The organism is Kitasatospora sp. NPDC028961 (genome assembly GCF_055564815.1).
The window spans coordinates 146810-170935 of sequence record NZ_JBVHVO010000007.1; the positions used below are offsets into that span (position 1 = coordinate 146810).

The following is a 24126-nucleotide window of genomic DNA, read 5'->3' on the forward strand; positions in this document are numbered from 1 at the left end:
GCCCCCCCCCCCCCCTCTCCCCCCCCCCCCCCCCCCCCCCCCCTCCTTCCCCTCCCCCCCCCCCCCCCCCCCCCCCCCCCCCCCCCCCGGGCCCGGTGCTCAGGACACCGGGCGGCTCGGGGCGGTCCGCCCGTGGTGCGGGGCCGTCAGGCCGGCGGGCAGAGGGTGGCGCGCAGGGCGTCGATGATCTTCTCGGCCTTCTCGGCGCCGAAGCCCTGCGGGTGGTCGGGCGCGGTGAAGCGCTGGTTCACCAGCTCGACCAGCTTGGCCCGGTCCTTGGGGAACTGGTACATCGCCTGGCACTGGTTGCGGGCCCGGTCGACGGCCTCGTCGGGCTTGCCGCCGACGATCGCCGGATCGATCGCGTCGAGCGCGGCGACCAGCTTGGCGGCGTCGGCCGAGCCCGGCTTGGCGGGCAGCCCGGCATCGGCCGGCGGCGCGGGCTTGGGCGGCGCCGACGTGGCGGGGGCGTCCGGGGCGTCGGGGGTGGCGGGCGGGGTCGATCCCGGCGCGGGCCCGTCGGGGCTGCCCGTGGCGGGCGCGCCGGGTGCGGTCGGGGTGGCCGGCGCGCCGGTGCCCGAGGGGTCGGCGGTACCGCCGGGGGCGGGGGTACCCGGTGCGGACGCGGTGGCGGCGGCCGGGGTGGTGGGGGAGCCGGCCGCGGATCCGCCCGAACCCGAGCCGGACGAACAGGCAGCCAGGCTCACCGCGGCGAACGCCGTGAGGGTGGCGGCGAGGAGACGAGTGCGCATTCCGCCACACTGTCATGTTCGCGCCGCTCAAGGGAAGATCCCCCGACGGCGAAGCGGCGGCGGCCCGGGGGGTCGCCCCCCGGACCGCCGCCGCGTGCTGTCACCGGCCGTACGGCTCGTACCGTCGGCCCGGCGCGTACGGTCCGCCGGCCGTCGTGGCTGCCGGTCGGGCCGTCCGGCCGCCCGGCTCAGCTCAGGCCGTTGGCCTTCAGCCACTCCTTGGCCACGGCGGACGGGTCCTCCTTGTCCACCGCGACCTTCTTCATCAGCGTCGCCAGGCCGTCGGTGCTGAGCTTGGCCGACACGGCGTTCAGCGCGGCGACGGCGGGGGCGTCGACGGCCGTCTTGTTCACCAGCGGGGTGATGTTCTGCGCGCCGAACAGGTGCTTCGGGTCGGTCAGCGGGACGAGCTTCAGCTGGGCGATCTTCGGGTCGGTGGAGAAGACGTTGCCGACCTGGATCGAGCCGTCCTTGATCGCGTTGGCGGTGGTCTCGCCGGTCGGCTTCCACTCCTTGAAGGTCAGCCCGTAGACGTCCTTGAGCGGCTGCTCCTGGCGGGTCTTGAACTCCGGCGGGCCGCCGATGGTGAACTCGCCCGCCTTGGCGGCCAGGTCCTCGATGCTCTTCAGCTGGTACTTGTCGGCGCTCTCCTGGCTGATGCTCAGGGTGTCGTTGTCCTCGGCGGGCGAGGAGTCCAGGATGGCCAGCGAGGCGGGCAGCGTCTTCGCCAGTTCGGCGTTGACCTCGTCCTTGGTCGCGGCCGGCTTGCCGCCGAGATAGGAGAGCAGCGCGCCGTTGTACTCGGGCAGCACGGTCAGGCTGCCGTTCTGGAGCTGCCCGTAGAGCACCTCGCGGCTGCCGATGTTGAACTTCTCCTCGACCTTGACGCCCTTGGCCTTCAGCGCCTGCGAGTAGATCGAGCCGAGCAGCACGTTCTCGGGGAAGTTGGCCGAGCCGACCACCACGGTCGAGCCCGAGCCGCCGGTCGTCGCGCCGGCCGGGGCCGAGGCGCCGCCGCCGAGCGGGTCGCCGCCGGAGGAGGAGCAGGCGGTGGCGCCGAGGGCGAGCGCGGCGACCGTACCGAGGAGCAGGGCCCGGCGGCCGCTTCGGCGGCGTGCGGATGTCGACATGGTGATTGGTGTCCTTTCGGGACGGCAGATGCTCGGTGGGACGAGCGGGACAGGCCTGCGGAGCGGGATCAGGGGGACTCGCGCGAGGAGCGGGCGCGGCGCTGGGCGCGCAGCCCGGGCGGGAGCGCGTAGCGGGCGAGCAGCGCGAAGAACAGCTGGGCGCCGACCGCGAGCAGCACCACGAGCAGCGCGCCGCCCACCGTCACGGCGTAGTTCCGGGTGGCCAGCCCGTCCATCACGTACCGGCCGAGCCCGCCGAGGCCGACGTAGGCGGCGACCGTGGCCGTCGCGACCACCTGGACGGTCGCCGTCCGGAAGCCGGCCAGCAGGGTGGGCAGCGCGGACGGCAGGCAGACCTGCCGCAGCACCTGCGGGTGGGTCAGCCCGACGCCGCGCGCCGCGTCCCGGACGTCCGGATCGGTCCCGCGCACCCCCTCCACGGCGGCGACCAGCAGCGGCGGCGCGGCGAGCGCGACCAGTGGGATCAGCACAGCCGTGTCGCCGACCCCGGCGAGCAGCACCGCGAGCGTCACCAGGCCGAGCGTCGGCAGCGCGCGGGCGGCGCCGGCCAGCGTGGTGACGGCGGTGGCGCCGCGGCCGGTGTAGCCGATCAGCAGGCCGAGCGGCACGGCCAGCAGGGCCGCGAGGAGCAGGGCCTCGCCGGAGAGCACCAGGTGCTCGGTCACGCGGTGCACGATCGAGTCCGGGCCGCTGCGGCGGTCCGGGGAGGAGAAGAAGTCCCCCAGCCAGGAGAGCCAGTTCATCGGCCGGCCCCCTTCTCCCGGACGGCCCAGGGCGCGAGCAGCCGCCGGGCGCCGACCAGGAGCAGGTCCACCGCCAGCGCCAGCGCGGCGATCAGCACGATGCCGGCCACGATCGGGGTCGGGAAGGTGCGCTGGAAGCCGTCGATGAAGAGGTAGCCCAGCCCGCCGCGTCCGACCAGGGCGCCGACGCTCGCCAGCGAGATGCTGGAGACCGCGGCGACCCGCAGGCCGGCGACCAGGTAGGGCACGGAGGCGGGCAGTTCGACGGCCGTCAGCCGGTGCCACGGCCCGTAGCCCATCGCGGTGGCCGCCTGGCGGACCGAGTCGGGGACGGCGTGCAGGCCGTCCACGGTGGTGGGCAGCAGGACGGCGACCGCGTAGAAGGTCAGCGGGATCATCACGGTGGCCTGGGTGGCCAGCCCGGTGTAGGGGATGAGCACCACGAAGACCGCCAGCGAGGGCAGCGCGTAGACGACGTTGAAGACGGCGGCCAGCGGCTGGTAGAGCCGGGGGTGGCGGGCGCAGGCCAGGCCGAGCGGGACGGCCAGCAGCAGGCCGATCAGGACCGGGAGCAGCGCGATCACCGCGTGGTCGGCGAGCAGGTCGCCCAGGTAGCCGAGGTGGTCGCCGATCCAGTACCACCGGACGATCGGTTCATCGTCCACCGGTGGCTCCGTCGGTCGCGTCCTCGTCCACCTCGTCCGTTCCGGGCGTGTCGTAGGCCTTGGCCATCGCTATCTCCTCGGCCCTCGGAGCGGGCGCGGCCGCCAGGGCGGTCAGGACGGCCTCCCGGCTCGCCGTGCCGGTGGCCCGGCCCTCGGCGTCCAGGGCGACCGCGACCCCGGCGGGGGAGAGGACGGCGGCGTCCAGCGCGGAGCGCAGGGTGTCCGCCTGCGGGTGGTACCCGGCGACCGGGTGCAGCGCGGCGGCCGGGGCGTCCCGGTCGATCCAGCCGATCGGGCGGCGCTCGTCGTCCAGCGTCAACTCCCACCGGCCGTAGCGCAGTCCGTCGGCCACCGGGCGGACGGTGACGGCGGTGGCCGGGCGCAGGCCGAGCCCGCGCAGCCCGCGGTCACGGCCGAGGAAGGCGGCGACCTCGGCGTCGGCGGGCGCGGTGAGCAGCGTGTGCGGGTCGGCGAGCTGGGCGATCCGGCCCTGCTCGCGCAGCACCACGACCTGGTCGCCGAGCCGGATGGCCTCCTCGATGTCGTGCGTGACGAAGAGGACCGTCTTGTGCAGTTCGGACTGCAGCCGCAGCAGCTCGTCCTGGAGCCCGGCCCGCACCACCGGGTCGACGGCGCTGAACGGCTCGTCCATCAGCAGCACCGGCGGATCGGCGGCCAGTGCCCGGGCCACGCCGACCCGCTGCTGCTGGCCGCCGGAGAGCTGGAACGGGTACCGCTTGCCGGTCTCGGGCGCGAGCCCGACCAGCTCCAGCAGCTCGGCGGCCCGGGCCCGCTTCTTGTCCCAGCCGAGCAGGTAGGGGACGGTGGCGATGTTGTCGATCACCTTGCGGTGCGGGAAGAGGCCGGCCTGCTGGATCACGTAGCCGATGCCGCGGCGTAGCTTGGCCGGCTCCAGCTCGGCGACGTCCGTGCCGTCCAGGAGCACCCGGCCCGAGGTCGGCTCCACCATCCGGTTGACCATGCGCAGCAGGGTCGTCTTGCCGCAGCCGGACGGGCCGACCAGCACCGTCGTCCGGCCGGTGGGCACCTCGAGGTCCAGGCCCCCGACGGCGATGGTGCCGTCGGGATGGCGCTTGCCGGCGCCGTCGAATCTGATCACGGGGAGTTTCCTCTGTCTCGGCGCCGCCCGGTGGTGGCGCCGATGGTGTCGGTCTGTCGGTCGTGGCGGTTTGTCGACAAGTGACGGCCTGTGAAGCGGCCGCCCTTCGTCGGATCAACTGCCCGGGCGTTCTTCCGCCCGCGTGGCTGCCCTGCATCGGACCGGCGGAAACTCCGATCAGACTATGACCTGAATCATCTCCTGTCCGTGATTTACCCTCCGCGTGGGGCGGCCGTCCCCGGGAGACCGGGCCCGGCCCGGGTCCGTCGGGCCGGCCGCCGAGGGGCCGCGGCGGCGCTGCCACCGGGCCGGACGCGCCCCGGACCAGGTGGGTGGGAGCGCCTTGCGGGCGCCCCGGTCAGCCGCCCTGCCGTTCAGCCGCCCTGACGCGTCGGCAGTCCGGCGGCCGCCCAGCCGACGAAACCGCCGTCCAGGTCCGTCGCCCGGTGCAGCCCCAGCTCGCGCAGCGAGGCGGCGGCCAGGCTGGAGGCGTAGCCCTCCGAGCAGACCACGACCACCTCGACGTCGTAGCCCTCGGCTTCCGGGATCCGGTGACTGCCCGTCGGATCGAGCCGCCACTCCAGCACGTTGCGCTCGATGATCAGCGAGCCGGGGATCTCGCCCTCGGCCGCCCGCTGCGCCGCCGGCCGGATGTCCACCAGCAGCGCGCCGTCCAGCTGGGCCTGGTACGCCTCCCGGGCCCGGGGCCGGTGGACCCCTTCGCGGGCGCGCTCCACCAGTTCGTCGATCGTGGTCACCATTGCTCCGGTCCTTCCTGCGAGGTGCGGACCAGACCGCCGGCCCGCAGTTCGTAGTGCGCCATCGAGTCCAACGGCGGTGAGTAGGCGTGCAGCGTGACCGCGGGGCCCGCGCCCGTGTTGCGGACGTCGTGCACGTATTCCGGGCCGAAGGCCCGGGCGGTGCCGGCCGTGATCCGGCGGATCAGCAGGCCCTGCTCCGGCCCGCCGAGCGAGAGCTCCTCCAGCTCGCCGAGGGCGACGGCGAACGCGCCGCGCGAGCCGCCGTGGTCGTGGAAGCCGGTGGACTGGCCGGGCAGCCAGCTGATCAGCCAGACCTCGTGGTCCTCGTCGGCCACCAGGCGCCGGTACCAGCGTTCCTCGGTGGAGAGCCGGACGTGGTGGATCCACTGGTCGGGCTGCTCGGCGAGGTCGCGGACGATCGCGCGCAGGGACTTCGGGGTGAGCGGGGTACCGGTCCGCGCGGGCGCGGTGGTGGCGGAGTCGGCGGCGGTCGGGGCGTCGGGGGCGGCTTCGGTGCGGGCCGGGCCGGCCGGGGTGCCGGGGGCGAGGTCCAGGCTCATGTGGGCGTCCTCGGGGAAGGCGGAGCGAGCGGAGGTACGGCCGTACCCGGCGGGGGATGCAGGCCTGCCGGGTACGGGTGCGCCGGGAAACGGGGCGCGTCAGGAAGACGGGTACGGCTGCGCGGCGCGGGCCCTGGCGGACGTCACAGGGCGGGACCGGCGAGGAGGGTCAAGGTCAACAGGCACAGATGGAGCTCGCCTGGCGTCGCAGATCGACGTGCAGGCGGCAAACCAGAGTGGTGCCGGAGTCCATGCGCCGGATCTTTCCCGACCCGCGGGGCGTGAGTCAAGCGGGCCCGGTCACTCGTGCGTGGCGCGCCGGGGTGCTGGAGGCGCCGCGGCCGGGCGCGTTGCCGTGCTGGTCGGAGCCACCGGGGCGGTCGGCGCGGGGGCCGGCGCCGGGGTCGGTGCGGGGTCGGCCAGCGTCGCGCCGAGCACCGGGGCGGCCTGCTCGCCCAGATGGCGGCCGAGCGTCTGGTAGGCGTCGAACTGCCGGTGGTCGAACCACTGGTCGCTGGTGCTGTCGTTGGGGAACGCCGCGTTGGCCGCCGCGTAGGCGTGCAGCTCGTACGGCATGCCGACGGTGAGGACGGCCTGGACGACGATCAGCGTGCCGTGGTGCCGCCACTCGTCGCCGTGGGAGCCGTGGTGGTCGTGGTGCCGGTCGCCGACGGCCGGGCCGACGCGGGTGTCGTCGCCGGGGGCGTCGAACGGGTCCGGGTAGCGGATGTCCCCGGTGATCACGGCCCGGGCGGAGAGCCGGCCCGCCAGGCGTGCCGCCAGACCGCGCAGCGACGTGTCGTCGCTGCCGGGGATCAGCAGCTCCGGCCGGTGCAGGGTGATGACGATGCCGAGCTCCTCGCGGGCGAGGGTGATCGCCGCCGCCAGACTCGCCGCGACCGGGGCGTCCCCGCTGGCGTCGACGCAGACCGCCGTCCGCACGCGGTGCCGGAGCAGCTCGACCAGGCCGAGGTTCTCGTAGTGCCCGCCGTCGGTGGTGAGCAGGAAGCGGTCGTCCATCGGGAAGCGGCCGCTCAGCTCGCGCAGCTGGTAGGGGAGGCGGCGGACGGCGGGCTGGGAGGGGAGCCGCCAGTCCCGCCCCGGCGCCCAGAGCGGCCCGAGCGCGGCCGGGTTGGGCAGCCAGGTGCCCAGCCGGGCGTTGGTGACGGCGAACAGGCCCTGGTAGGCGCGGGACTGACGGCCCATCGCGGAGGAGAACGCGGCGCCCGAGACGGCCATCGCGGACTGCACGGTGAGGTCCCTGGCGATGTGCCGCCGGGTGCGCCGCTCCAGCAGGGCGGTGCGGGCGTAGCCGACGTCCGGCCCGCCCACGTAGTCGTGCGAGAAGGTGAAGGAGACGGCCCGGCGCCCGGGCGGCGTGCGGGAGCTGCCGGACAGGTTGGCCGCCGCCGCGAAGATCATCTGAGGGACGTCGGGGTGCCGGGCGCCGTAGTGGCTGAGCCAGGTCTGCTCGCGGTAGAAGTGGTACGGCCGGGCCAGTGCCTCACCGTCCTCGGTGGCGCGGCGGACGGCGAAGGCGGAAGCCAGCCGGCGCCGGTAGAACGGGTGCAGGCTCATCCACGTCTGGTCGAGGTTGAGCCCCACCGTGCCGAGCACGAGCGGCAGCAGCACCTGCGCGGTGGCGGGCCAGGCGTGGCCGGTGGCGACCGCCCAGCCGAGCGCGAGCAGCGCGCCCGACGACAGCGTGGCGAGCGCCGCCCACACCAGCAGGTACTGGACCAGCCCGTCCGTCACCCCGCCGCCGAGCCGCCGGGTGCTGTGCAGCAGCCCGCCGAACGCCGCCGCGCCCTGCTCGACGACCCGGCGCCCGCGCCACAGTATGCCGAGCAGCAGGGTGAGGTAGCTGAGGAGGACGGTCAGGCTGAGCCCGGCGCCGGTCTGCCGGGCGCCGACCGCCAGCTCCTGCTGCAGCCAGACCGCGCCCCAGGCCAGCCCGGGCACCACCAGCACCCCGGCGGCCACCAGCGCGGCCAGGGCGAGGGCGCCGTGCGAGAGCCGCCGCAGGGTGCGCGGCACCGGGGTGTCCCAGCCGAGCTGCGAGAAGGCGAGCAGCCAGAGCAGCCAGCAGAGCGCGGCCGCCGCGAGCAGCCCGAGCAGCGCGAGGACGGCCGGCTCGCGGACGGCGAGCGCGCCGAGCCGGCCGGCCCCGCCGGTGCGCACGCCGACGGCGGCCAGCGCGTCCAGGTCGGTCAGCGGGACGAAATGGTAGAAGCGGCTGAGCCCCAGGCCGAGCACCAGGACGGCGGCGAGCAGCAGGGCCAGCGCCGCGACCAGGCCGCGGAGCAGCGTGCCGAGGGCGACCAGCCACTGGCCGGCCCCGTCCGCGAGGTACTTGGCGTGCCGGCGGAGGTGGTCCTCCTCCGGCGAGCCGGGCTCCAGGACGTCGTCCGCCGTCAGGCCGGAGACGGCGTGCACCGGGCCGCCGGGCGCGGAGTCGCTGAGGGCGAGCTGCAGCGCGCCCGTGGTGTAGCCGCCGCCGGAGACGGAGACCAGGTAGCGGGCCTGCTTCAGCCAGGGCCGCAGCGCCTGGAGGACGCCGAGGGTGACGCAGGCGGAGCGGATGCCGCCGCCGGAGACGCAGAAGCCGAGCCGGGCGGGCTCCCGGCCGGGGGGCACCCGGGTGCCGTTGCGCCAGCGGGCGTGGCGGTCGAGCGGCCCGTGCGGGCGCGGCCCGGGCGGCCAGCGCCCGCCGTGCCGGGTGGCCACCGGCCACGGCGGGATCAGCTCGGGGCCGGCGTCGACCGGTCCGGCGCCCCCGGCTCGGGCCGGCGCGGGCGGCCGTCGCAGGATGCCGCGCGCCGCGCGGTGGACGGTGATCGCGAGCACGGCCAGGGCCATCGCGCCGGCCGGCAGCAGGAGCAGCCACTTGACGGTGGCGAGCGCGGTGGCGGCGGCGAAGGGCGCGTCGGAGCCGGCGTGCGGGCCGGGGCCGGTGCCGAGCCCGTCGAGCCCGATGCCGAGCAGCGCGTTCTCCGCGATGTCCAGGGCGCCCGCGAGCAGGCCGGCGGCCCCGGCGGCGAGCGCGGTGAGCCGCCAGTGCGGCCGGGTGAGCACGTACCGGCCGAGCAGCCCGGCCGCCGCGAGGGTCAGGGTCCAGCCGCCGAGCAGCCAGGGCTCGGCCCGCAGCGCCGCGAGGTGGTCGGCGGCCCGCCCGGCGACGACGGCTCCGGCGGAGGCGGCGGAACCGGCCAGTTGCAGCCGCACGCTCCGCACCGCGGGCGCCCACCGGGCGAAGAGCAGGCTCCCCAGCACGAGGGGCAGCGGCACGGCCAGGGCGAGCAGCAGCCCGGCCCACGGCGGTACCGGACCCGGCGGAGGGTCGGGGGGCGGGCCACTCGGCCCGGGCGCGGCGGATGCGGCCTTCACCTCGACCTCCCCCCGTGGGCCCGGCCCCGACGAACCGCCGGGAACTCACCGTCCGGAGCGCCCCGGTGACGGACCGGAGCAGCGTCCACCGGCGTCTTACCCCGACGCGCGGTACCTCGCACCCGGATTCACCCGAATGGGTAAGGAGTGCGGCAGTGGGGTAGTTGAGCGTTTCATCCCGTCCAGAAGCACCCGCGTGTCCGCGTAACAGGATCGCCCCGGCCGCGTTACGTCCGACGTATTGTCAGGCCACCGAGGCCGGGCCTACGGTCTACAGACCACGTTCTACGCACGTAGATGTGTGCGTCGCCGCATGCCGACGCGTGCCGGAACCCGAGGCAGATCCGCCCCGTCAACCCTCAGACCGCAGGCCCGACCCCCCGGCCGGGCCACGGAGTTGCGGAGGTACCCATGTCGCAGATCGTCCGTGCCGCCCTCGTGCAGACCCGGTGGACCGGTGATCAGGAGACGATGATCGCCCTCCACGAGCGCCACGCCCGCGAGGCCGCCGCCCAGGGTGCGAAGATCATCGGTTTCCAGGAGGTCTTCAACGCCCCGTACTTCTGCCAGGTCCAGGACCCGGAGCACTACCGCTGGGCCGAGGCCGTCCCGGACGGGCCCACCGTCCGCCGGATGCGGGACCTCGCCCGCGAACTCGGCCTGGTCGTCGTCGTCCCCGTCTACGAGGAGGAGCAGCCCGGCGTCTACTACAACACCGCCGCCGTGATCGACGCCGACGGCAGCTACCTCGGCAAGTACCGCAAGCACCACATCCCCCAGGTCAAGGGCTTCTGGGAGAAGTACTACTTCAAGCCCGGCAACCTCGGCTGGCCCGTCTTCGACACCGCCGTCGGCAAGGTCGGCGTCTACATCTGCTACGACCGCCACTTCCCCGAGGGCTGGCGCGCCCTCGGCCTGGCCGGGGCCCAGATCGTCTACAACCCCTCCGCGACCAGCCGCGGCCTCTCCGGCTACCTCTGGCAGCTCGAACAGCCCGCCGCCGCCGTCGCCAACGAGTACTTCGTCGCCGCGATCAACCGGGTCGGCACCGAGGAGTACGGCGACAACGACTTCTACGGCACCTCCTACTTCGTGGACCCGCGCGGCCAGTTCGTCGGCGACGTCGCCTCCGACAAGGAGGAGGAACTGGTGGTCCGCGACCTCGACCTCGGTCTCATCGAGGAGGTCCGGCAGCAGTGGGCGTTCTACCGGGACCGCCGGCCCGAGGCCTACGGCCCGCTCACCGAGGCGTGAGGGAGGCACCCACCGTGACCCGCACCGTCATCCGCGGCGGCCTCGTCATCACCGCCACCGACGAGCTCCACGCCGACGTCCTGATCGAGGGCGAGCGCATCGCCGCCCTCGCCGCCACCGACAGCGACGCCGCCCGGGCCTGGACCGCCGACACCGTCATCGACGCCACCGGCCACTACGTCGTCCCGGGCGGCGTCGACGCCCACACCCACATGGAGCTGCCCTTCGGCGGCACCGCCGCCTCCGACACCTTCGAGACCGGCACCCGCGCCGCCGCCTGGGGCGGCACCACCACCATCGTCGACTTCGCCGTCCAGCCGGTCGGCGGCTCGCTGCGCGAAGGACTCGACACCTGGCACGCCAAGGCCGACGGCAACTGCGCCGTCGACTACGCGTTCCACACCATCGTCTCGGACGTCAACGACGCGGTCCTCAAGGAGATGGACGCCCTCGTCGACTCCGGCGAGTCCACCTCCTTCAAGCTCTTCATGGCCTACCCCGGCGTCTTCTACAGCGACGACGGCCGCATCCTGCGCGCCATGCAGCGCGGCGCCGCCAACGGCGGGCTGATCATGATGCACGCCGAGAACGGCATCGCCATCGACGTCCTCGTCGAGCAGGCGCTCGCGGCCGGTCGCACCGACCCCCGGTACCACGGCGAGGTCCGCCGCGAACTCCTGGAGGCCGAGGCCACCCACCGCGCCATCAAGCTCGCCCAGGTCGCCGGCAGCCCGCTCTACGTCGTCCACGTCTCCGCCGCCTCCGCCCTCGCCGAGCTCGCCCGGGCCCGGGACGAGGGCCTCAACGTCTTCGGCGAGACCTGCCCGCAGTACCTCTTCCTCTCCACCGACAACCTCGCCGAGACCGGGGCCGACGGCTTCGAGGGCGCCAAGTACGTCTGCAGTACGCCGCTGCGCCCCCGCGAGCACCAGGAGGCGCTCTGGCGCGGGCTGCGCACCAACGACCTCCAGGTGGTCTCCACCGACCACTGCCCGTTCTGCTTCGCCGGCCAGAAGGAGCTCGGCCGCGGCGACTTCTCCAAGATCCCGAACGGGCTGCCCGGCGTGGAGAACCGGATGGACCTCCTCCACCAGGCCGTCGTCGACGGCCACCTGACCCGCCGCCGCTGGATCGAGGTGGCCTGCACCACCCCCGCCCGGATGTTCGGCCTGCACCCGCGCAAGGGCACCATCGCCCCCGGCGCCGACGCCGACGTGGTCGTCTACGACCCCACCGCCGTGCAGACCGTCTCCGCCGCCACCCACCACATGAACGTCGACTACTCGGCCTACGAGGGGCGCCGGCTCACCGGCCGGGCCCGCACGGTGCTCTCCCGCGGCACCGTGATCCTCGACGACGGCACCTGGCTGGGCCGCGCCGGACACGGCGCCTTCCTGCGGCGCGACACCTGCCAGTACCTCACCTGACCCTCTCCCCGCACCGCCGTTGCCCGGGGCCGTGCGTCGGCCCCGGGCGGCCCCACCCTTCCCTGGAGCTCCCCGATGGACATCGGCCTCGTCCTGCAGACCGACCCGCCCGCCCGCCTGCTCGTCGACCGCATGGTCCGCGCCGAACGGGCCGGGTTCAGCCACGGCTGGACCTTCGACTCCTGCGTCCTGTGGCAGGAACCCTTCGTGATCTACAGCCGGATCCTCGCCGAGACCACGACACTGACCGTCGGCCCGATGGTCACCAACCCCTCCACCCGCACCTGGGAGGTGACCGCCTCCCTGTTCGCCACCCTCAACGACATGTACGGCAACCGCACCGTCTGCGGCATCGGCCGCGGCGACTCCGCGATGCGGGTGGCCGGCCGTCGCCCCGCCACCCTCGCCCGGCTCTCCGAGGCCATGCACGCCATCAAGGAGCTGGCCGAGGGCCGCACCGTCGAGGTGGACGGCACCGAGATGCACCTGCCGTGGGTCCGCGAAGGCGCCCTGCCGGTCTGGATGGGCGCCTACGGGCCCAAGGCGCTCGCCCTCACCGGACGCCAGGCCGACGGCTTCATCCTCCAACTCGCCGACCCCTACCTCACCGAGTACATGATCAAGGCCGTCCGCGCCGCCGCCGCCGAGGCGGGCCGCGACCCCGACACCGTCACCATCTGCGTCGCCGCCCCCGCCTACGTCACCGCCGACGACTCCCCGGCCGCGCTCGCCCACGCCCGCGAGCAGTGCCGCTGGTTCGGCGGCATGGTCGGCAACCACGTCGCCGACCTGGTCACCCACTACGGCGAGCACTCCAGCCTCGTCCCCGAGGCCCTCACCGCCTACATCAAGGACCGCCAGGGCTACGACTACAGCCACCACGGCCGGGCCGGGAACCCCGACACCGCGTTCGTGCCCGACGAGATCGTCGACCGCTTCTGCCTGATCGGCCCGCCCGCCGCCCACCGGGACCGCCTCGAACACCTCCGCTCCCTGGGCGTCGACCAGTTCGCCGTCTACGCCATGCACGACGCGGTCGAGGCCACCATCGACGCCTACGGCACCGACGTCATCCCCCGGCTCCGGCAGGAGGCGCGCCCCGGTGAAGGGTGACCCGCCGCCGACCGACCGCGCCGCGGCCACCGGCCAGGACGAGCACGGGGACGGCCGGGTCGAACCCGACCCCGCCGCCCCCGTGCTGCCCGCCAACGGCTTCACCAACGACGACCTGCGGCCCGTCCCGGTCGCCCGCCGCACCTGGACCACCTACAACTTCCTCGCGCTCTGGGTCGGCATGGCCCACAACATCCCGTCCTGGACGCTCGCCTCCGGCCTGGTCGCGCTCGGCATGGACTGGAAGCAGGCCGTCCTCACCATCGCCCTGGCCAACCTCGTCGTGCTCATACCGATGCTGCTCACCGGCCACGCGGGGACCAAGTACGGCATCCCGTTCCCGGTCTTCGCCCGCGCCTCCTTCGGCCTGCGCGGCGCCAACCTGCCGGCGCTGCTGCGGGCCGCCGTCGCCTGCGCCTGGTTCGGCATCCAGACCTGGATCGGCGGCGAGGGCATCTTCCTGCTCGCCGGCAAGCTCCTCGGCGAATCCTGGCGCACCGCGGCCGAGTTCGGCGGCCACCCGTGGACGCAGTGGCTCTCCTTCCTGCTGTTCTGGCTGATCGAGATGGCCGTGATCGCCCGCGGCATGGAGACCCTGCGCCGGTTCGAGAACTGGGCGGCCCCGTTCGTCATCGTCGGGGCACTGGCCCTGCTGGCCTGGATCACCGTCAAGGCGGGCGGCTTCGGGCCGCTGCTCGACCAGCCGTCCCGGCTCGGCTGGGGCGGCGACTTCTGGAAGGTCTTCTTCCCGGCGCTGATGGGCATGATCGGGTTCTGGTCGACCCTCGCGCTCAACATCCCCGACTTCACCCGCTTCGGCGGCAGCCAGCGCGCCCAGATCCGCGGCCAGGCGCTCGGGCTGCCCACCACGATGACCCTCTTCGCGCTGCTCTCGGTGCTGGTCACCTCCGGCTCCCAGGCCGTCTACGGCGAACCGGTCTGGGACCCGATCGCGCTCGCCGCGAAGATGGAGAGCCCGGTGGGCATCCTGTTCGCCCTGCTGACCGTGCTGGTCGCCACGCTCTCCGTCAACATCGCGGCCAACGTCGTCTCGCCCGCGTACGACCTCGCCAACCTGCTGCCCCGGCTGATCACCTTCCGGACCGGGGCACTGATCACGGGTGTGATCGGGATCGCGCTCTTCCCCTGGAAGCTGATCTCCGACCCGCACGTCTACATCTTCACCTGGCTCGGCCTGGTCGGCGGCCTGCTCGGCACGGTGGCCGGCGTGCTGATCGCCGACTACTGGGCGCTGCGGCGCACCCGGCTGCTGCCGGCCGAGCTCTACCGGCCGCACGGCGCCTACTGGTACACCGCCGGCTGGAACTGGCGGGCCGTGGCTGCCCTGGTCACCGGCGGCGTGCTGGCCGTCGGCGGCTCCTACGGCGGCCCGTTCCCGGCCGACGGCCTGCTGCCCGTCCTCAAACCGCTGGCCGACTACGGGTGGGCCGTCGGCTTCGCCACCTCGTTCGCCCTCTACCTCGTGCTGAGCCGGGGGACGGGCCGGCGCCGGCGGTAGGGGCGGCCCGCCGGGGCCGTTCGGGGGCCGCGCCGGGGTCCGTTCCGGGGTCCGTTCCGGGGGCGCGTGGGGGCCGGTGGGGCCGTTCGGGGTCAGGAGGCGAGGCGGTCGACGGCGGCCAGGACCCCGGCGGTGCCGTCCTCGGCGGCCAGCGCGGCGGCGACGGCGCGGGCGCGCTCCCGGTAGTGCGGCGTGGCCAGCGTGCGGCGGACGGCGGCGGCCAGGCGGGCGGACGTGAGGGCGGGGAGCGGGACCGGCCCGGGGGAGGTGCCCAGGCGGGTGAGGCGCGCGGACCAGAACGGCGCGTCGAGCTGGGCGGGCACGGGGACGGCGGGCGTGCCGGCCCGCAGGGTGGCGGCGGTGGTGCCGGCCCCGGCGTGGTGGACGACGGCGGCCATCCGCGGGAACAGCCAGGCGTGCGGGGTGTCGTCGATGGTGAGGACGTCGTCGGAGTCGGCCGCGCCGAGGCCGCTCCAGCCGGCCTGGAGGACGGCCCGCACCCCGGCGGCACGCAGTCCGGCGAGGACGGTGGCGCTCAGCGCCGCCGGATCGGGGACGACCAGGCTGCCGAAGCCGACGAAGACCGGCGGCGGCCCGGCGGCGAGGAAGTCGACGAGGCGGTCCGGCGGTCGCCACCCGGGCTCGGGGTGCGGCCACCAGTACCCGGCGACCTCCAGGCCGGGGCGCCAGTCGGCGGGGCGCGGCACGACGGTCGGGGAGAAGCCGTGCAGCACGGCGTGGGCGCGCCGGGTCCGGGCGATGCCGCGCGGCGGCAGGCCGAGCCGGTGGCGCAACCCGCGGACGGCGGGGGCGAAGAGGCGGTCGGCGGCGGCCTCCACGGCGTGGCCGGCGAGCAGGTTCCCGGTCCGGCCCAACGACCGGGTACCGGTCACGGAGGGCGCGAACTCCCGGGTGGGGGCGATCGGTTGGAGGTAGAGGCCGATGCTGGGGATGCCGGCGGCCTCGGCGGCGACCTGGCCGAGCGGGGTGGTGGCGCTGGTGGTGAGCAGCAGGTCGGTGCCCTGGGCGGTGGCCGCCACGATGGCGTCGCCGAGGGCGGGCATGAAGGAGCGGCCGAGGCGCAGGAGTTGGAGGAGGGACAGCGGTCCGGAGCCGGACCGCAGGACCCGCTGGCCGCGGTCGGAGGCGAGTTCGGCGCGCGGGTCGACCGGGAGCGGGCGGAACTCCAGGCCCGCGGCGCGCACCTGGCCGGCGAAGGTGGTGTGGGTGGCGACGGCCACCTGATGGCCGGCCGCGCGGAGCCGGGCGCCCAGGCCGGTGAAGGGCGCCACATCGCCCCGGGACCCGGCGGTGGCGATCAGGATGCGCATGGCCGCAGTATCGCGGCGCGGCCGGTCGCGCCGCCGGGTGCCACGCCCGGCGCACTGCAACCGAGGGGGCGCACGGCGGCGTCCTCGCCGGTGAGACGGCCCGCTGGGAGTGCCGTGACGGAGGGCGGGAGGACGCATGAGCATCATCGCGTGGATCGTGCTGGGTCTGGTGGCCGGGGCGCTGGCGAAGCTGCTGCTGCCGGGCAGGGACCCGGGCGGTCTGGTGGTGACCACCCTGATCGGCATCGCCGGGTCGTTCGTCGGCGGCTGGATCTCCTCGCGCATCCTGGACAAGCCGGTCTCGGCGCACTTCTTCGACCTGGCCACCTGGGGCTCGGCGATCGGCGGCGCGCTGGTCCTGCTGATCCTCTACCGGATCTTCTTCGGCAACTCCCGCAGCTGAGCGCCGTAGGTGACCGCCTGCGGTGGTCCCTGCCGGTGACCGGCCGGGTCGGGTGTCGGAACCGCCCGACCCGCCCGGCCGTGCCGGCTACGGCTCGGCCACCCACCCGGGCAGGTCCTCGCGGGCGTCCAGCCAGGCGGCGGGCACCCCGGCGAGGCCGGTCCGGGCGGCGACCACGCCGCCCGCGATCGCGCACGTGGTGTCCATGTCGCCCCAGCCCTCCAGGGTGTGCCAGAGCGCGTCCGGCAGGGAGTCCAGGTGCGTGGCGGCGGACCAGAGGGCGAACGGCACGGTGTCCGGGGCGGAGATCAGGAGCCCGGACCCGAGGACCTGAGCGGCGTGCCGGACGCTGGTGTGCCCCGGCAGCCGGGCGGCGATCCGCAGGCCGGAGCGGACGTCGCTGTCGGGCAGCCGGGCGGCGACCTCGGTGAGCAACTCGGCCCGACCGGGCGGGCGCTGCCCCCGGCTGCGGGCGGCGAGCGCCGCCGCCAGCGCGACCGCGACGGCCCCCGCCACCGCCTCCGGGTGGAAGTGCGTGGTGAGCGCCTGCAGTTCGGCCTGCCGGGCCACGGTGTCCAGGTCTTCGGCGAACCAGGCGCCCAGCGGGGCGGCCCGCATGGCGGCGCCGTTCCCGTAGGAGCCCTGCCCGCCGAACTGCTCCGCGGTGACGCTCCGCCAGTCGGCGCCCGCACCCACCGCCCGCAGCACGCCGTGCATCGACGGCCCGTACTTGCGCCCGTACTCGGTGGCGTACTCGTCGGCGAACCCGGCCGCCAGCTCGTCCTGGTGGACCGCGCCGCGGCGACGGAGATGACGGACCAGGACGAGCGCCATCGCGGTGTCGTCCGTCCAGTGCCAGGGCGCCGGGCGGGGCAGCCGGGCGGCGAGTGCGGCGGGAGCCTCGTCGAGCGGGGCGGAGAACCAGCGGTCGCCGAAGGCGTCGCCGAGGGCGAGTCCTTGCAGGCTGTCCAGCGCCGGTCCGGTGGCACGCAGGCCGTCCTCCCGAGGGGAATCGATCATGCGTGGGAGTCTGCCGGGTGCCGCCACGGTGGGGCGAACGCTTTTCGGCGGTGGGGCCGGGCGCGAGTCGGCCCAGGTGTGCGGGCCCGGGTGCGCGGGCCAGGATGTGCGGCCCCGGGTGTTCGGGGTCGGGCGGGTGTGGTCGGTCAGCGGGTGAGGAGGCCGCCGAGGAGGAGCTTCCAGAGGGCGGCGAAGCGCTCCGGTGCCTGCGGGTCGGACCACTCGGCGGCGTACACGGGGTCGTGGAAGTGGGCGGTCGCCTCGAACAGGGCCCGGGCGGTCGGGCCGACCGGAGCGGGCCCGAACTCCCCGCTGTTCAAGCCGGCCTGGACGATCCGGCCGATCTGCTCGACCAGGGTGTCGATATGGGCCTCGACGGTGCTGCTGGTCTCCGCGACCAGCACCAGGTAGGTGGCGAACAGTTGCGGGTCGTCGAGCGCCTTCTTCCGCTTGGCGGCGAACAGCGTCTCCAGCCAGCGGTGCAGGCGCTCCACCGCCGGGCCGGACTCGGCGGTGATGGACGCCAGGCTGTCGTGCGCCTGGTCGAGCCAGCGCTGGGTGACGGCCTCGCGCAGCGCCGCCTTGCTGGGGAAGTGGCGGTAGACGCTGCCGTGGCTGACGCCGAGGGTGCGGGCGACGTCCACCACGGTGGCCTTGGCGGGGCCGAACCGCCGGAGGACCTCCTCCGTCGCGCCCAGGATCTGCTCGGGAGTGAGTGCGCTGTCCGTGGTCACGGGGAGGTACGTCCTAACGGGGTGGTGCGTCCGTCGCCGGGGCGGCGGACGGTGCTGCGGCTGACGGGCGGGCCGGGGCGGGGCCCCGCCCCGGCCGCGAACCGGCGACCGCCGGGGTGCCGGTCAGTGCTCGCTGTCGAGGTGGGCCATCTGAGCGGCAGCGTACCTGTCCCCGGCGGCGGACCCGGCGGGGACGGCGGCCTCGATGGCGGCGAGGTCGGCCGGGGTGAGGGCGACGTCCAGCGCACCGAGGGCCTCGGCGAGCCGGTCGCGACGGCGGGCGCCGACCAGCGGCACGATGTCCTCGCCGCGCGAGGCGACCCAGGCGATCGCGACCTGGACGACGCTCGCGCCCCGCTGCTCGGCGACCGCGCGCAGCGCCTCGACCAGGTCGAGGTTGTGGGCCAGGTTGTCGCCCTGGAAGCGGGGGCTGTGGCCGCGGAAGTCCGAGCCGGCCAGCGCGCGCCCGTTGTCCCAGTGCCCGCTGAGCAGCCCGCGCGAGAGCACGCCGTACGCGGTGACGCCGATGCCCAGCTCGCGGGCGGTGGGCAGGATCTCGGCCTCGATGGACCGCGAGAGCAGTGAGTACTCGATCTGCAGGTCGCTGATCGGGTGCACGGCGGCGGCCCGGCGCAGCGAGTCGGCGCCGACCTCGGAGAGGCCGATGTGGCGGACGTGACCAGCCTTGACGAGGTCGGCGATCGCGCCGACCGTCTCCTCGATCGGAACGCTCGGGTCCAGCCGGGCCGGGCGGTAGACGTCGACGTAGTCGGTCCGCAGCCGGCGCAGCGTGTAGGCGAGGGCGGTCTTGGTGGCGGCCGGGCTCGCGTCGTAGCCGAGCCACTGGCCGTCCGGGGCGCGCTGGGCGCCGAACTTCACGCTGATCTGCACGCTCGCGCGGTCCCGGCCGCGCAGCGCGTCGTGGATCAGCAGTTCGTTGTGGCCCATGCCGTAGAAGTCGCCGGTGTCGAGCAGGGTGATGCCCGCGTCGAGTGCGGCGTGCACGGTCGCGATGCTCTCGGCCTCGTCGGCCGGGCCGTAGAGGTCGGACATGCCCATGCAGCCGAGGCCGAGGGCGGAGATGGTGGGGCCGGTGGCGCCGATCGGGCGCTGAGGGATCCGGGAGGTCGTGGTCACGGGGTGCTCCGGCGGGGTGAGGGGGCGGAGGGGCCGGCGGCCGCGCGGGGCGCGGGCCTGCCGGGTTCCACTATGGCACCTCACTGACAGATTTCAAAGTTTGTCAGCCGTCATCTGTCATCCGTTAGTCGTCACCTGTTACTTGTCAGCGGTCACCTGTCATTCGTCAGTCGCTCACCCGGCTGCGGTTCTCGTAGGCCAGATCCGTGTACTCGGGGTGGCGCAGCATCCAGCCCTTGATGAACGGGCACGTCGCCAGCACCGCCAGGCCCCGTTCGCGTGCGTCGTCCAGCGCGGCCCGGGCCAGCGCGCTGCCGACCCCCTGCCCCTCGAACGCCGGCTCGACCACGGTGTGCGGGTAGACCACCAGCCGGTCGCTGCGGATGTACTCGGCGAAGCCCGCCGGGGCGCCGTCCACCCGGGCCTCGAAGCGGTTCTCGGCTTCGGCGTCGTGCACGGTGACGGTCATCGAAGGCTCCTCACGGTAGGTCGCGGAGCCGGGGCCGGCCCCGGTCCATCATCGAGTTCCGGCGGCCGCACCGCCCGTCGGTCGGCCCGGCGTTGCCGTGGTCGCGCCGTCTCCGCGCCGGACGGCCCCGCCGTCCGGTGGGCCGCGGGTCGCCCCCGACGAGGGGCAACCGGGCGCCCGGGCACCGCACTTGGGCCGGTACCGGGTCGCCCCGGGCCGGCCCCGGGCGCGCCGGCCCGGTGCCCTCGCCCGGTCACGTTCGCCGCGACGTCCACCCGGCCGACGGGCCGCGCCACGGATGCCTCCGCCGCCGCCGCGTCGCGACGTCCACCCGGCCGACGGCCCGCTTCCTCGTACCGGGCGCTGAGCCGGTGTCACCCATCCGGCGTGGAAAACCCGCGCCTTGGGCGTTTGGGCTGCCGAACCCGGGCGCCGGGTCCATGGTGGAGATGGGCGCGATCCGGCGACCGCGCTCGCGCGCCGATCCAGGCCCGCGCGCCGTGCGCCCGCCGCCGTTCTCCAACGGGTGCCCGAGGCAGGGCCCGGCCCTCCGGCGCGCTGGGAGCAGGGCCACCTCGCAGGAAGCCGAACGGTTCTTCTAGGCTCACATCTCGGCTTCCCCGTGGCGGTGCCGTTGCTGCGCCCGCCGCACCGAAGCCGCCGTCCACGGGGGCTCCGGGCCGACCGGGGCCTCCGGATCGAGCGAGGAGGACGCAATGCCAAGCATGCCGCCCAGCCGTTCCACCGCACTTGGGCCAGACGGGCCGACCTGGCAGGTCGTACGCCGGGCCGGGGCCGCGCGCCCCGGCTGGTCCGGGCACCCGGGCTGGTCCGGTCGGCCGGTCCGGCCGCTGAATACCGGCGGCGGCCGCGGAGGCGAGCGTTGAGTCCTCAAACCGTCCGGCCGCCCGCCGCGTCGACCGTGACCACCGCGGCCGCCGGCCCCTCCTCGGCCACCGTCGCCCCTGTGACTCTCGCCACAGCCACAGCCACAGCCACAGCCACAGCCACAGCCGCGGCCGCAGCCACGGCCCCAGGCCCAACCGCAACCACACCCAAGGCCGCGGCCATCGCGGAGGCGGTGCAGGCGGTGCGGTCCGCACCGGCGCCGGCCGCGACACCGGCCGCGACACCGGCCGCGACACCGCCCCGGCCCGAGCCCGCCCCGCCGGCCCGCCCCACCGCCTCCGCCCAGGCGTCGCCCGTGGAGCCGCCCGCCCCTCCGGCCGCCGACGGTGATCCCCACGCCGGCCTGACCGCCGCCCTCCCCGGACTGCCCCAGGCCCTCAGCTCCCGCGCCCGTACGCTGGCCGGGGCCGTTCGCCGCCGCTGCGCGGACCTCGCCCGTATCGAGTCGCCCAGTGGCGACGCGCCCCGACTCGACGCCCTCGCCGAGGAGTTGGCCGCCGGATTCGGCGCGACCGGCGCCACCGCCCACCGCGAGCCCGGCCCCGCCGGTGATCACCTGGTGCTCCAGTGGGACGGCCAGGACGAGAGCCTGCCGCACCTCCTCGTGGTCGGCCACCACGACACCGTCTGGCCGGCCGGGATCCTGAACGACTGGCCGGTGACCGAGCAGGACGGCACCCTCAGCGGCCCCGGCGTCGTCGACATGAAGGGCGGACTCGCCATCCTGGAGGGCGCGTTCGCCCTGCTGGCCGACCTCGGTCAGCGCCCGCACCGCACCGTCCGGCTGGTCGTGGTCTCGGACGAGGAGGTCGGCAGCCCGGACGGCAGGCGCCTGGTCGAGCGCCAACTGCGCGGCGCGGCGGCCGTCCTGGGGCTCGAGCCGCCGCACCCGGACGGCCGGCTCAAGACCGCCCGCCGGGGCAGCACCCGGGTGCGGCTCACCGTCACCGGGCGGGAGGCGCACGCCGGCAACGACGCCGGCGAGGGGGTCTCCGCGGTGGACGAGCTGGTCGACCAGCTGGTCGCGGTCCGTGAGCTCGCCCGCCGGCCCGGTACCGAGCTCAACGCCGGGCGGATCAGCGGCGGTACCCGCGCCAACGTGGTCGCCGGCCGGGCCGAGGCCGAGCTCGGTCTGCGCTTCTCCACCGGTGAGGCGCAGCGCCGCACGCTCGACAGCCTCGCCCGGCTCACCGCGCTGCGGCCCGGGGCCCGGGTGCGGACGGAGGTCCTGTCCAGCCGGCCGGCCTGGCCGGAGCGCACCGCCAACCCGCTGCTGCGGCACGTCCGGTCGCTCGCGGCGGTGCTCGGGCAGCAGCTGGATGGCGGCCCGGCCGGCGGCGCCGGTGACACCAACCTGCCGGGCTCGCGCGGCTTGCCGACGCTGGACGGCTTCGGCGCGGTCGGGGCCGGGGCGCACGCCCGGCACGAGCACATCCGGATCGATCAGCTGGCGCCCCGGATCGCGCTGCTGGCGGCGCTCCTCGCCGTACCGCTGCCGCGCCTGCGGGACCGGTCGGAGGGGTGAGCGCGCCCCCGTCGCGGTAGCGGCGGGCCGGGCCGGGTGGGCCCGTCGTCCGACCCCGGACGGCGGGCCCACCGCTGTTGGGGGGCCGGTTGCGGTGAGCGGTTCCCGCGTCGGGGCCGCCGTGGCGTGCCGCGACGGACGGGTCGCTGCCCAGCGGGGCCCGGTGAGGCCACAGCGGGCCCCGGTGAGGCCCTCGGGGAGGCGGGGGCCGCCACCCGCACCCCCTGTCCGGGGCGGTCCCCGGCGCGGGAGCGAGCCCCGGCGGACCCCGGGCGGCCCGGTTCCCTTGTCAGGGCGCCGCCTCTCCGCAAGCGGCGGGCCGGGCTGGGTGGGCCCGTCGTCCGACCCCGGACGGCGGGCCCACCGCTGTTGGGGGCCGGTTGCGGTGAGCGGTTCCCGCGTCGGGGCCGCCGTGGCGTGCCGCGACGGACGGGTCGCCGCCCAGCGGGGCCCGGTGAGGCCACAGCGGGGCCCCGGTGAGGCCCTCGGGGAGGCGGCGGCCGCCACCCGCACCCCCGTCCGGGGCGGTCCCCGGCGCGGGAGCGAGCCCCGGCGGACCCCGGGCGGCCTGGTTCCCTTGTCAGGGCGCCGCCTCACCGCGCACAATGGTACCGACCGAACGGTCAGTCGGTTGCCGTGAGGGCGGCGGCCGAGCCCGGCACACCGCGCTGCCGGTGGCCGGTGCACGGGGCGCCGGTGCGGGGACGCGAGCGGATCGCGCCCGGGCACCGGCCACCGGGGCACCGGCCGCCGGGCGCGGACCGCAGGGACAGGACGCGAGAGGGGCGAGTGGTGACAACAGAGGTGGCCGAACCGGCTTCCGCGCAGGCGCAGGAGGAGCGGTTCGAGGCGGTCGTCGCCGCCGAGCAGCGGATCGAACCCCGGGACTGGATGCCCGACGCCTACCGGGCCACCCTGATCCGCCAGATCGCCCAGCACGCCCACTCCGAGATCATCGGCATGCAGCCCGAGGGCAACTGGCTCACCCGTGCCCCGTCGCTGCGCCGCAAGGCGATCCTGCTCGCCAAGGCCCAGGACGAGGCCGGCCACGGCCTCTACCTCTACGCCGCCGCCGAGACCCTCGGCGTGGACCGGGCTGAGCTGACCGAGAAGCTGATCTCCGGCCGCCAGAAGTACTCCTCGATCTTCAACTACCCGACCCTCACCTTCGCCGATGTCGGTGTGATCGGCTGGCTGGTCGACGGCGCCGCGATCTGCAACCAGGTACCGCTCTGCCGCTGCAGCTACGGCCCGTACGCGCGCGCGATGGTGCGGATCTGCAAGGAGGAGTCCTTCCACCAGCGCCAGGGCTACGAACTGCTGATGACGCTGATGCGCGGCACCGACGCCCAGCGGCGGATGGTCCAGGACGCGGTGGACCGCTGGTGGTGGCCGTCACTGATGATGTTCGGCCCCTCGGACGCGGAGTCGCCGAACACCGCCCGCTCGATGGGCTGGCGGATCAAGCGCCACACCAACGACGAGCTGCGGCAGCGCTTCGTCGACATGACCGTCCCGCAGGCGGACCACCTCGGGGTCACCCTGCCCGACCCGGCGCTGCGCTGGAACGAGGACCGGGGCTGCTGGGACTTCGGCGAGCCGGACTGGTCCGAGCTGACCAGGGTCATCCAGGGCCAGGGCCCGTGCAACGCCCAGCGGGTGGACCGCCGCCGCGCGGCCCACGGGGACGGCGCCTGGGTCCGCGAGGCGGCCACCGCCTACGCGCGCAAGCGCCGGGCGGAGAGCCGCCCGACCGCCCCGGCCGCCACCGCCCCGGCCGCCACCTCCCCGGCCCCGACGGCCGGACCCGAAGCGCCGAGCGCGCAGAGCGAGGAGAACGGAAAGTGACCGAGTCCAAGGCCGGCTGGCCGCTCTACGAGGTGTTCGTGCGCCCCCGGCGCGGACTGAACCACGTCCACGTCGGCTCGCTGCACGCGGCCGACGACCGGATGGCGCTGCTCGCCGCCCGTGACCTCTACACCCGGCGCAACGAGGGCGTCAGCCTCTGGGTGGTCCCCTCCGCCGCGATCACCGCCTCGACCCCGGACGAGCGCGACCCCTTCTTCGCCCCCAGCGGCGACAAGGTGTACCGCCACCCGACCTTCTACGACATCCCCGAGGATGTCCCGCACATCTGACGGGGAGC

Annotated in this window: 22 protein-coding genes; 8 read left to right on the forward strand and 14 right to left on the reverse strand. The window is 75.3% G+C overall.

The features are described 5' to 3' along the window. Positions 1-146 precede the first annotated feature (146 nt). From ACZ4UX_RS16145 to ACZ4UX_RS16185, 9 genes are all read right to left on the reverse strand, one after another. Complete coding sequence (locus ACZ4UX_RS16145) at positions 147-752, reverse strand: hypothetical protein (RefSeq protein WP_465707105.1); 606 nt, start codon at positions 750-752, stop codon at positions 147-149. Between the two features lie 188 nt (positions 753-940). After that, positions 941-1882, reverse strand: coding sequence for an ABC transporter substrate-binding protein (locus tag ACZ4UX_RS16150; protein ID WP_329490473.1), 942 nt, complete (start codon positions 1880-1882; stop codon positions 941-943). Positions 1883-1950: 68 nt separating this feature from the next. Then, the gene (locus ACZ4UX_RS16155) at positions 1951-2646 is read right to left on the reverse strand and encodes an ABC transporter permease (RefSeq protein WP_465707106.1); all 696 of its coding nucleotides are present in this window, start codon (positions 2644-2646) and stop codon (positions 1951-1953) included. Then, entirely contained in the window at positions 2643-3311 is a 669-nt protein-coding gene (locus tag ACZ4UX_RS16160; protein WP_359804223.1) for an ABC transporter permease, read from the reverse strand. Before ACZ4UX_RS16160 ends, ACZ4UX_RS16155 begins: the two co-directional genes overlap by 4 nt. Next, on the reverse strand, positions 3301-4431 hold the full coding sequence (locus tag ACZ4UX_RS16165; protein ID WP_465707107.1) for an ABC transporter ATP-binding protein: 1131 nt from the start codon (positions 4429-4431) through the stop codon (positions 3301-3303). The genes ACZ4UX_RS16160 and ACZ4UX_RS16165 overlap by 11 nt, the downstream gene beginning before the upstream one ends. Before the next feature lie 374 nt (positions 4432-4805). After that, complete coding sequence (locus ACZ4UX_RS16170; protein WP_465707108.1) at positions 4806-5192, reverse strand: rhodanese-like domain-containing protein; 387 nt, start codon at positions 5190-5192, stop codon at positions 4806-4808. Continuing rightward, on the reverse strand, positions 5186-5752 hold the full coding sequence (locus ACZ4UX_RS16175; protein ID WP_329490479.1) for a cysteine dioxygenase: 567 nt from the start codon (positions 5750-5752) through the stop codon (positions 5186-5188). The genes ACZ4UX_RS16170 and ACZ4UX_RS16175 overlap by 7 nt, the downstream gene beginning before the upstream one ends. A 175-nt stretch (positions 5753-5927) precedes the next feature. Beyond that, complete coding sequence (locus ACZ4UX_RS16180) at positions 5928-6005, reverse strand: putative leader peptide (protein ID WP_101948289.1); 78 nt, start codon at positions 6003-6005, stop codon at positions 5928-5930. A gap of 47 nt (positions 6006-6052) precedes the next feature. Then, positions 6053-9139 carry a hypothetical protein gene (locus ACZ4UX_RS16185; protein ID WP_465707109.1) on the reverse strand — a complete coding sequence of 1029 codons (3087 nt, stop codon included), beginning with the start codon at positions 9137-9139 and terminating at the stop codon, positions 6053-6055. A 411-nt stretch (positions 9140-9550) separates the two neighbouring features. Between ACZ4UX_RS16185 and ACZ4UX_RS16190 the strand changes: the two genes are divergently transcribed. The 4 genes from ACZ4UX_RS16190 (at position 9551) to ACZ4UX_RS16205 (ending at position 14452) form a co-directional block, all read left to right on the forward strand. Continuing rightward, positions 9551-10393, forward strand: coding sequence for a nitrilase-related carbon-nitrogen hydrolase (locus ACZ4UX_RS16190; protein WP_329490481.1), 843 nt, complete (start codon positions 9551-9553; stop codon positions 10391-10393). A gap of 14 nt (positions 10394-10407) precedes the next feature. Beyond that, positions 10408-11820 (forward strand): dihydropyrimidinase, encoded by a 1413-nt coding sequence (hydA, locus tag ACZ4UX_RS16195; protein WP_465707110.1) that lies wholly within the window; start codon positions 10408-10410, stop codon positions 11818-11820. Between the two features lie 75 nt (positions 11821-11895). Further along, positions 11896-12933: a TIGR03842 family LLM class F420-dependent oxidoreductase gene (locus tag ACZ4UX_RS16200; RefSeq protein ID WP_329490484.1), complete on the forward strand. Its 1038-nt coding sequence runs from the start codon at positions 11896-11898 to the stop codon at positions 12931-12933. Further along, complete coding sequence (locus ACZ4UX_RS16205; protein ID WP_465707111.1) at positions 12923-14452, forward strand: NCS1 family nucleobase:cation symporter-1; 1530 nt, start codon at positions 12923-12925, stop codon at positions 14450-14452. The genes ACZ4UX_RS16200 and ACZ4UX_RS16205 overlap by 11 nt, the downstream gene beginning before the upstream one ends. 92 nt (positions 14453-14544) lie before the next feature. Here the strand turns inward: ACZ4UX_RS16205 and ACZ4UX_RS16210 are convergent, their stop codons facing one another. Then, positions 14545-15783, reverse strand: coding sequence for a glycosyltransferase (locus ACZ4UX_RS16210; RefSeq protein ID WP_465707112.1), 1239 nt, complete (start codon positions 15781-15783; stop codon positions 14545-14547). A gap of 136 nt (positions 15784-15919) precedes the next feature. Between ACZ4UX_RS16210 and ACZ4UX_RS16215 the strand changes: the two genes are divergently transcribed. Then, positions 15920-16186, forward strand: coding sequence for a GlsB/YeaQ/YmgE family stress response membrane protein (locus ACZ4UX_RS16215; protein WP_329490487.1), 267 nt, complete (start codon positions 15920-15922; stop codon positions 16184-16186). 87 nt (positions 16187-16273) lie between these two features. Here the strand turns inward: ACZ4UX_RS16215 and ACZ4UX_RS16220 are convergent, their stop codons facing one another. The 4 genes from ACZ4UX_RS16220 to ACZ4UX_RS16235 form a co-directional block, all read right to left on the reverse strand. After that, a complete protein-coding gene (locus ACZ4UX_RS16220) occupies positions 16274-17206 on the reverse strand; it encodes an ADP-ribosylglycohydrolase family protein (protein ID WP_465707113.1) in 933 nt (310 codons plus the stop codon). Between the two features lie 146 nt (positions 17207-17352). Next, positions 17353-17940, reverse strand: coding sequence for a TetR/AcrR family transcriptional regulator (locus ACZ4UX_RS16225; RefSeq protein WP_465707114.1), 588 nt, complete (start codon positions 17938-17940; stop codon positions 17353-17355). Between the two features lie 123 nt (positions 17941-18063). Continuing rightward, complete coding sequence (locus tag ACZ4UX_RS16230; protein WP_465707115.1) at positions 18064-19077, reverse strand: aldo/keto reductase; 1014 nt, start codon at positions 19075-19077, stop codon at positions 18064-18066. 166 nt (positions 19078-19243) lie between these two features. Continuing rightward, positions 19244-19546 (reverse strand): GNAT family N-acetyltransferase, encoded by a 303-nt coding sequence (locus ACZ4UX_RS16235; RefSeq protein WP_396487906.1) that lies wholly within the window; start codon positions 19544-19546, stop codon positions 19244-19246. Between the two features lie 1204 nt (positions 19547-20750). Between ACZ4UX_RS16235 and ACZ4UX_RS16240 the strand changes: the two genes are divergently transcribed. From ACZ4UX_RS16240 to paaB, 3 genes are all read left to right on the forward strand, one after another. Next, entirely contained in the window at positions 20751-21980 is a 1230-nt protein-coding gene (locus ACZ4UX_RS16240) for a M20/M25/M40 family metallo-hydrolase (RefSeq protein WP_465707116.1), read from the forward strand. 792 nt (positions 21981-22772) lie between these two features. Next, complete coding sequence (gene paaA / locus ACZ4UX_RS16245; protein ID WP_465707117.1) at positions 22773-23828, forward strand: 1,2-phenylacetyl-CoA epoxidase subunit PaaA; 1056 nt, start codon at positions 22773-22775, stop codon at positions 23826-23828. Then, the gene (paaB, locus tag ACZ4UX_RS16250; RefSeq protein ID WP_329490494.1) at positions 23825-24118 is read left to right on the forward strand and encodes a 1,2-phenylacetyl-CoA epoxidase subunit PaaB; all 294 of its coding nucleotides are present in this window, start codon (positions 23825-23827) and stop codon (positions 24116-24118) included. Before paaA ends, paaB begins: the two co-directional genes overlap by 4 nt. Positions 24119-24126 lie beyond the last annotated feature (8 nt).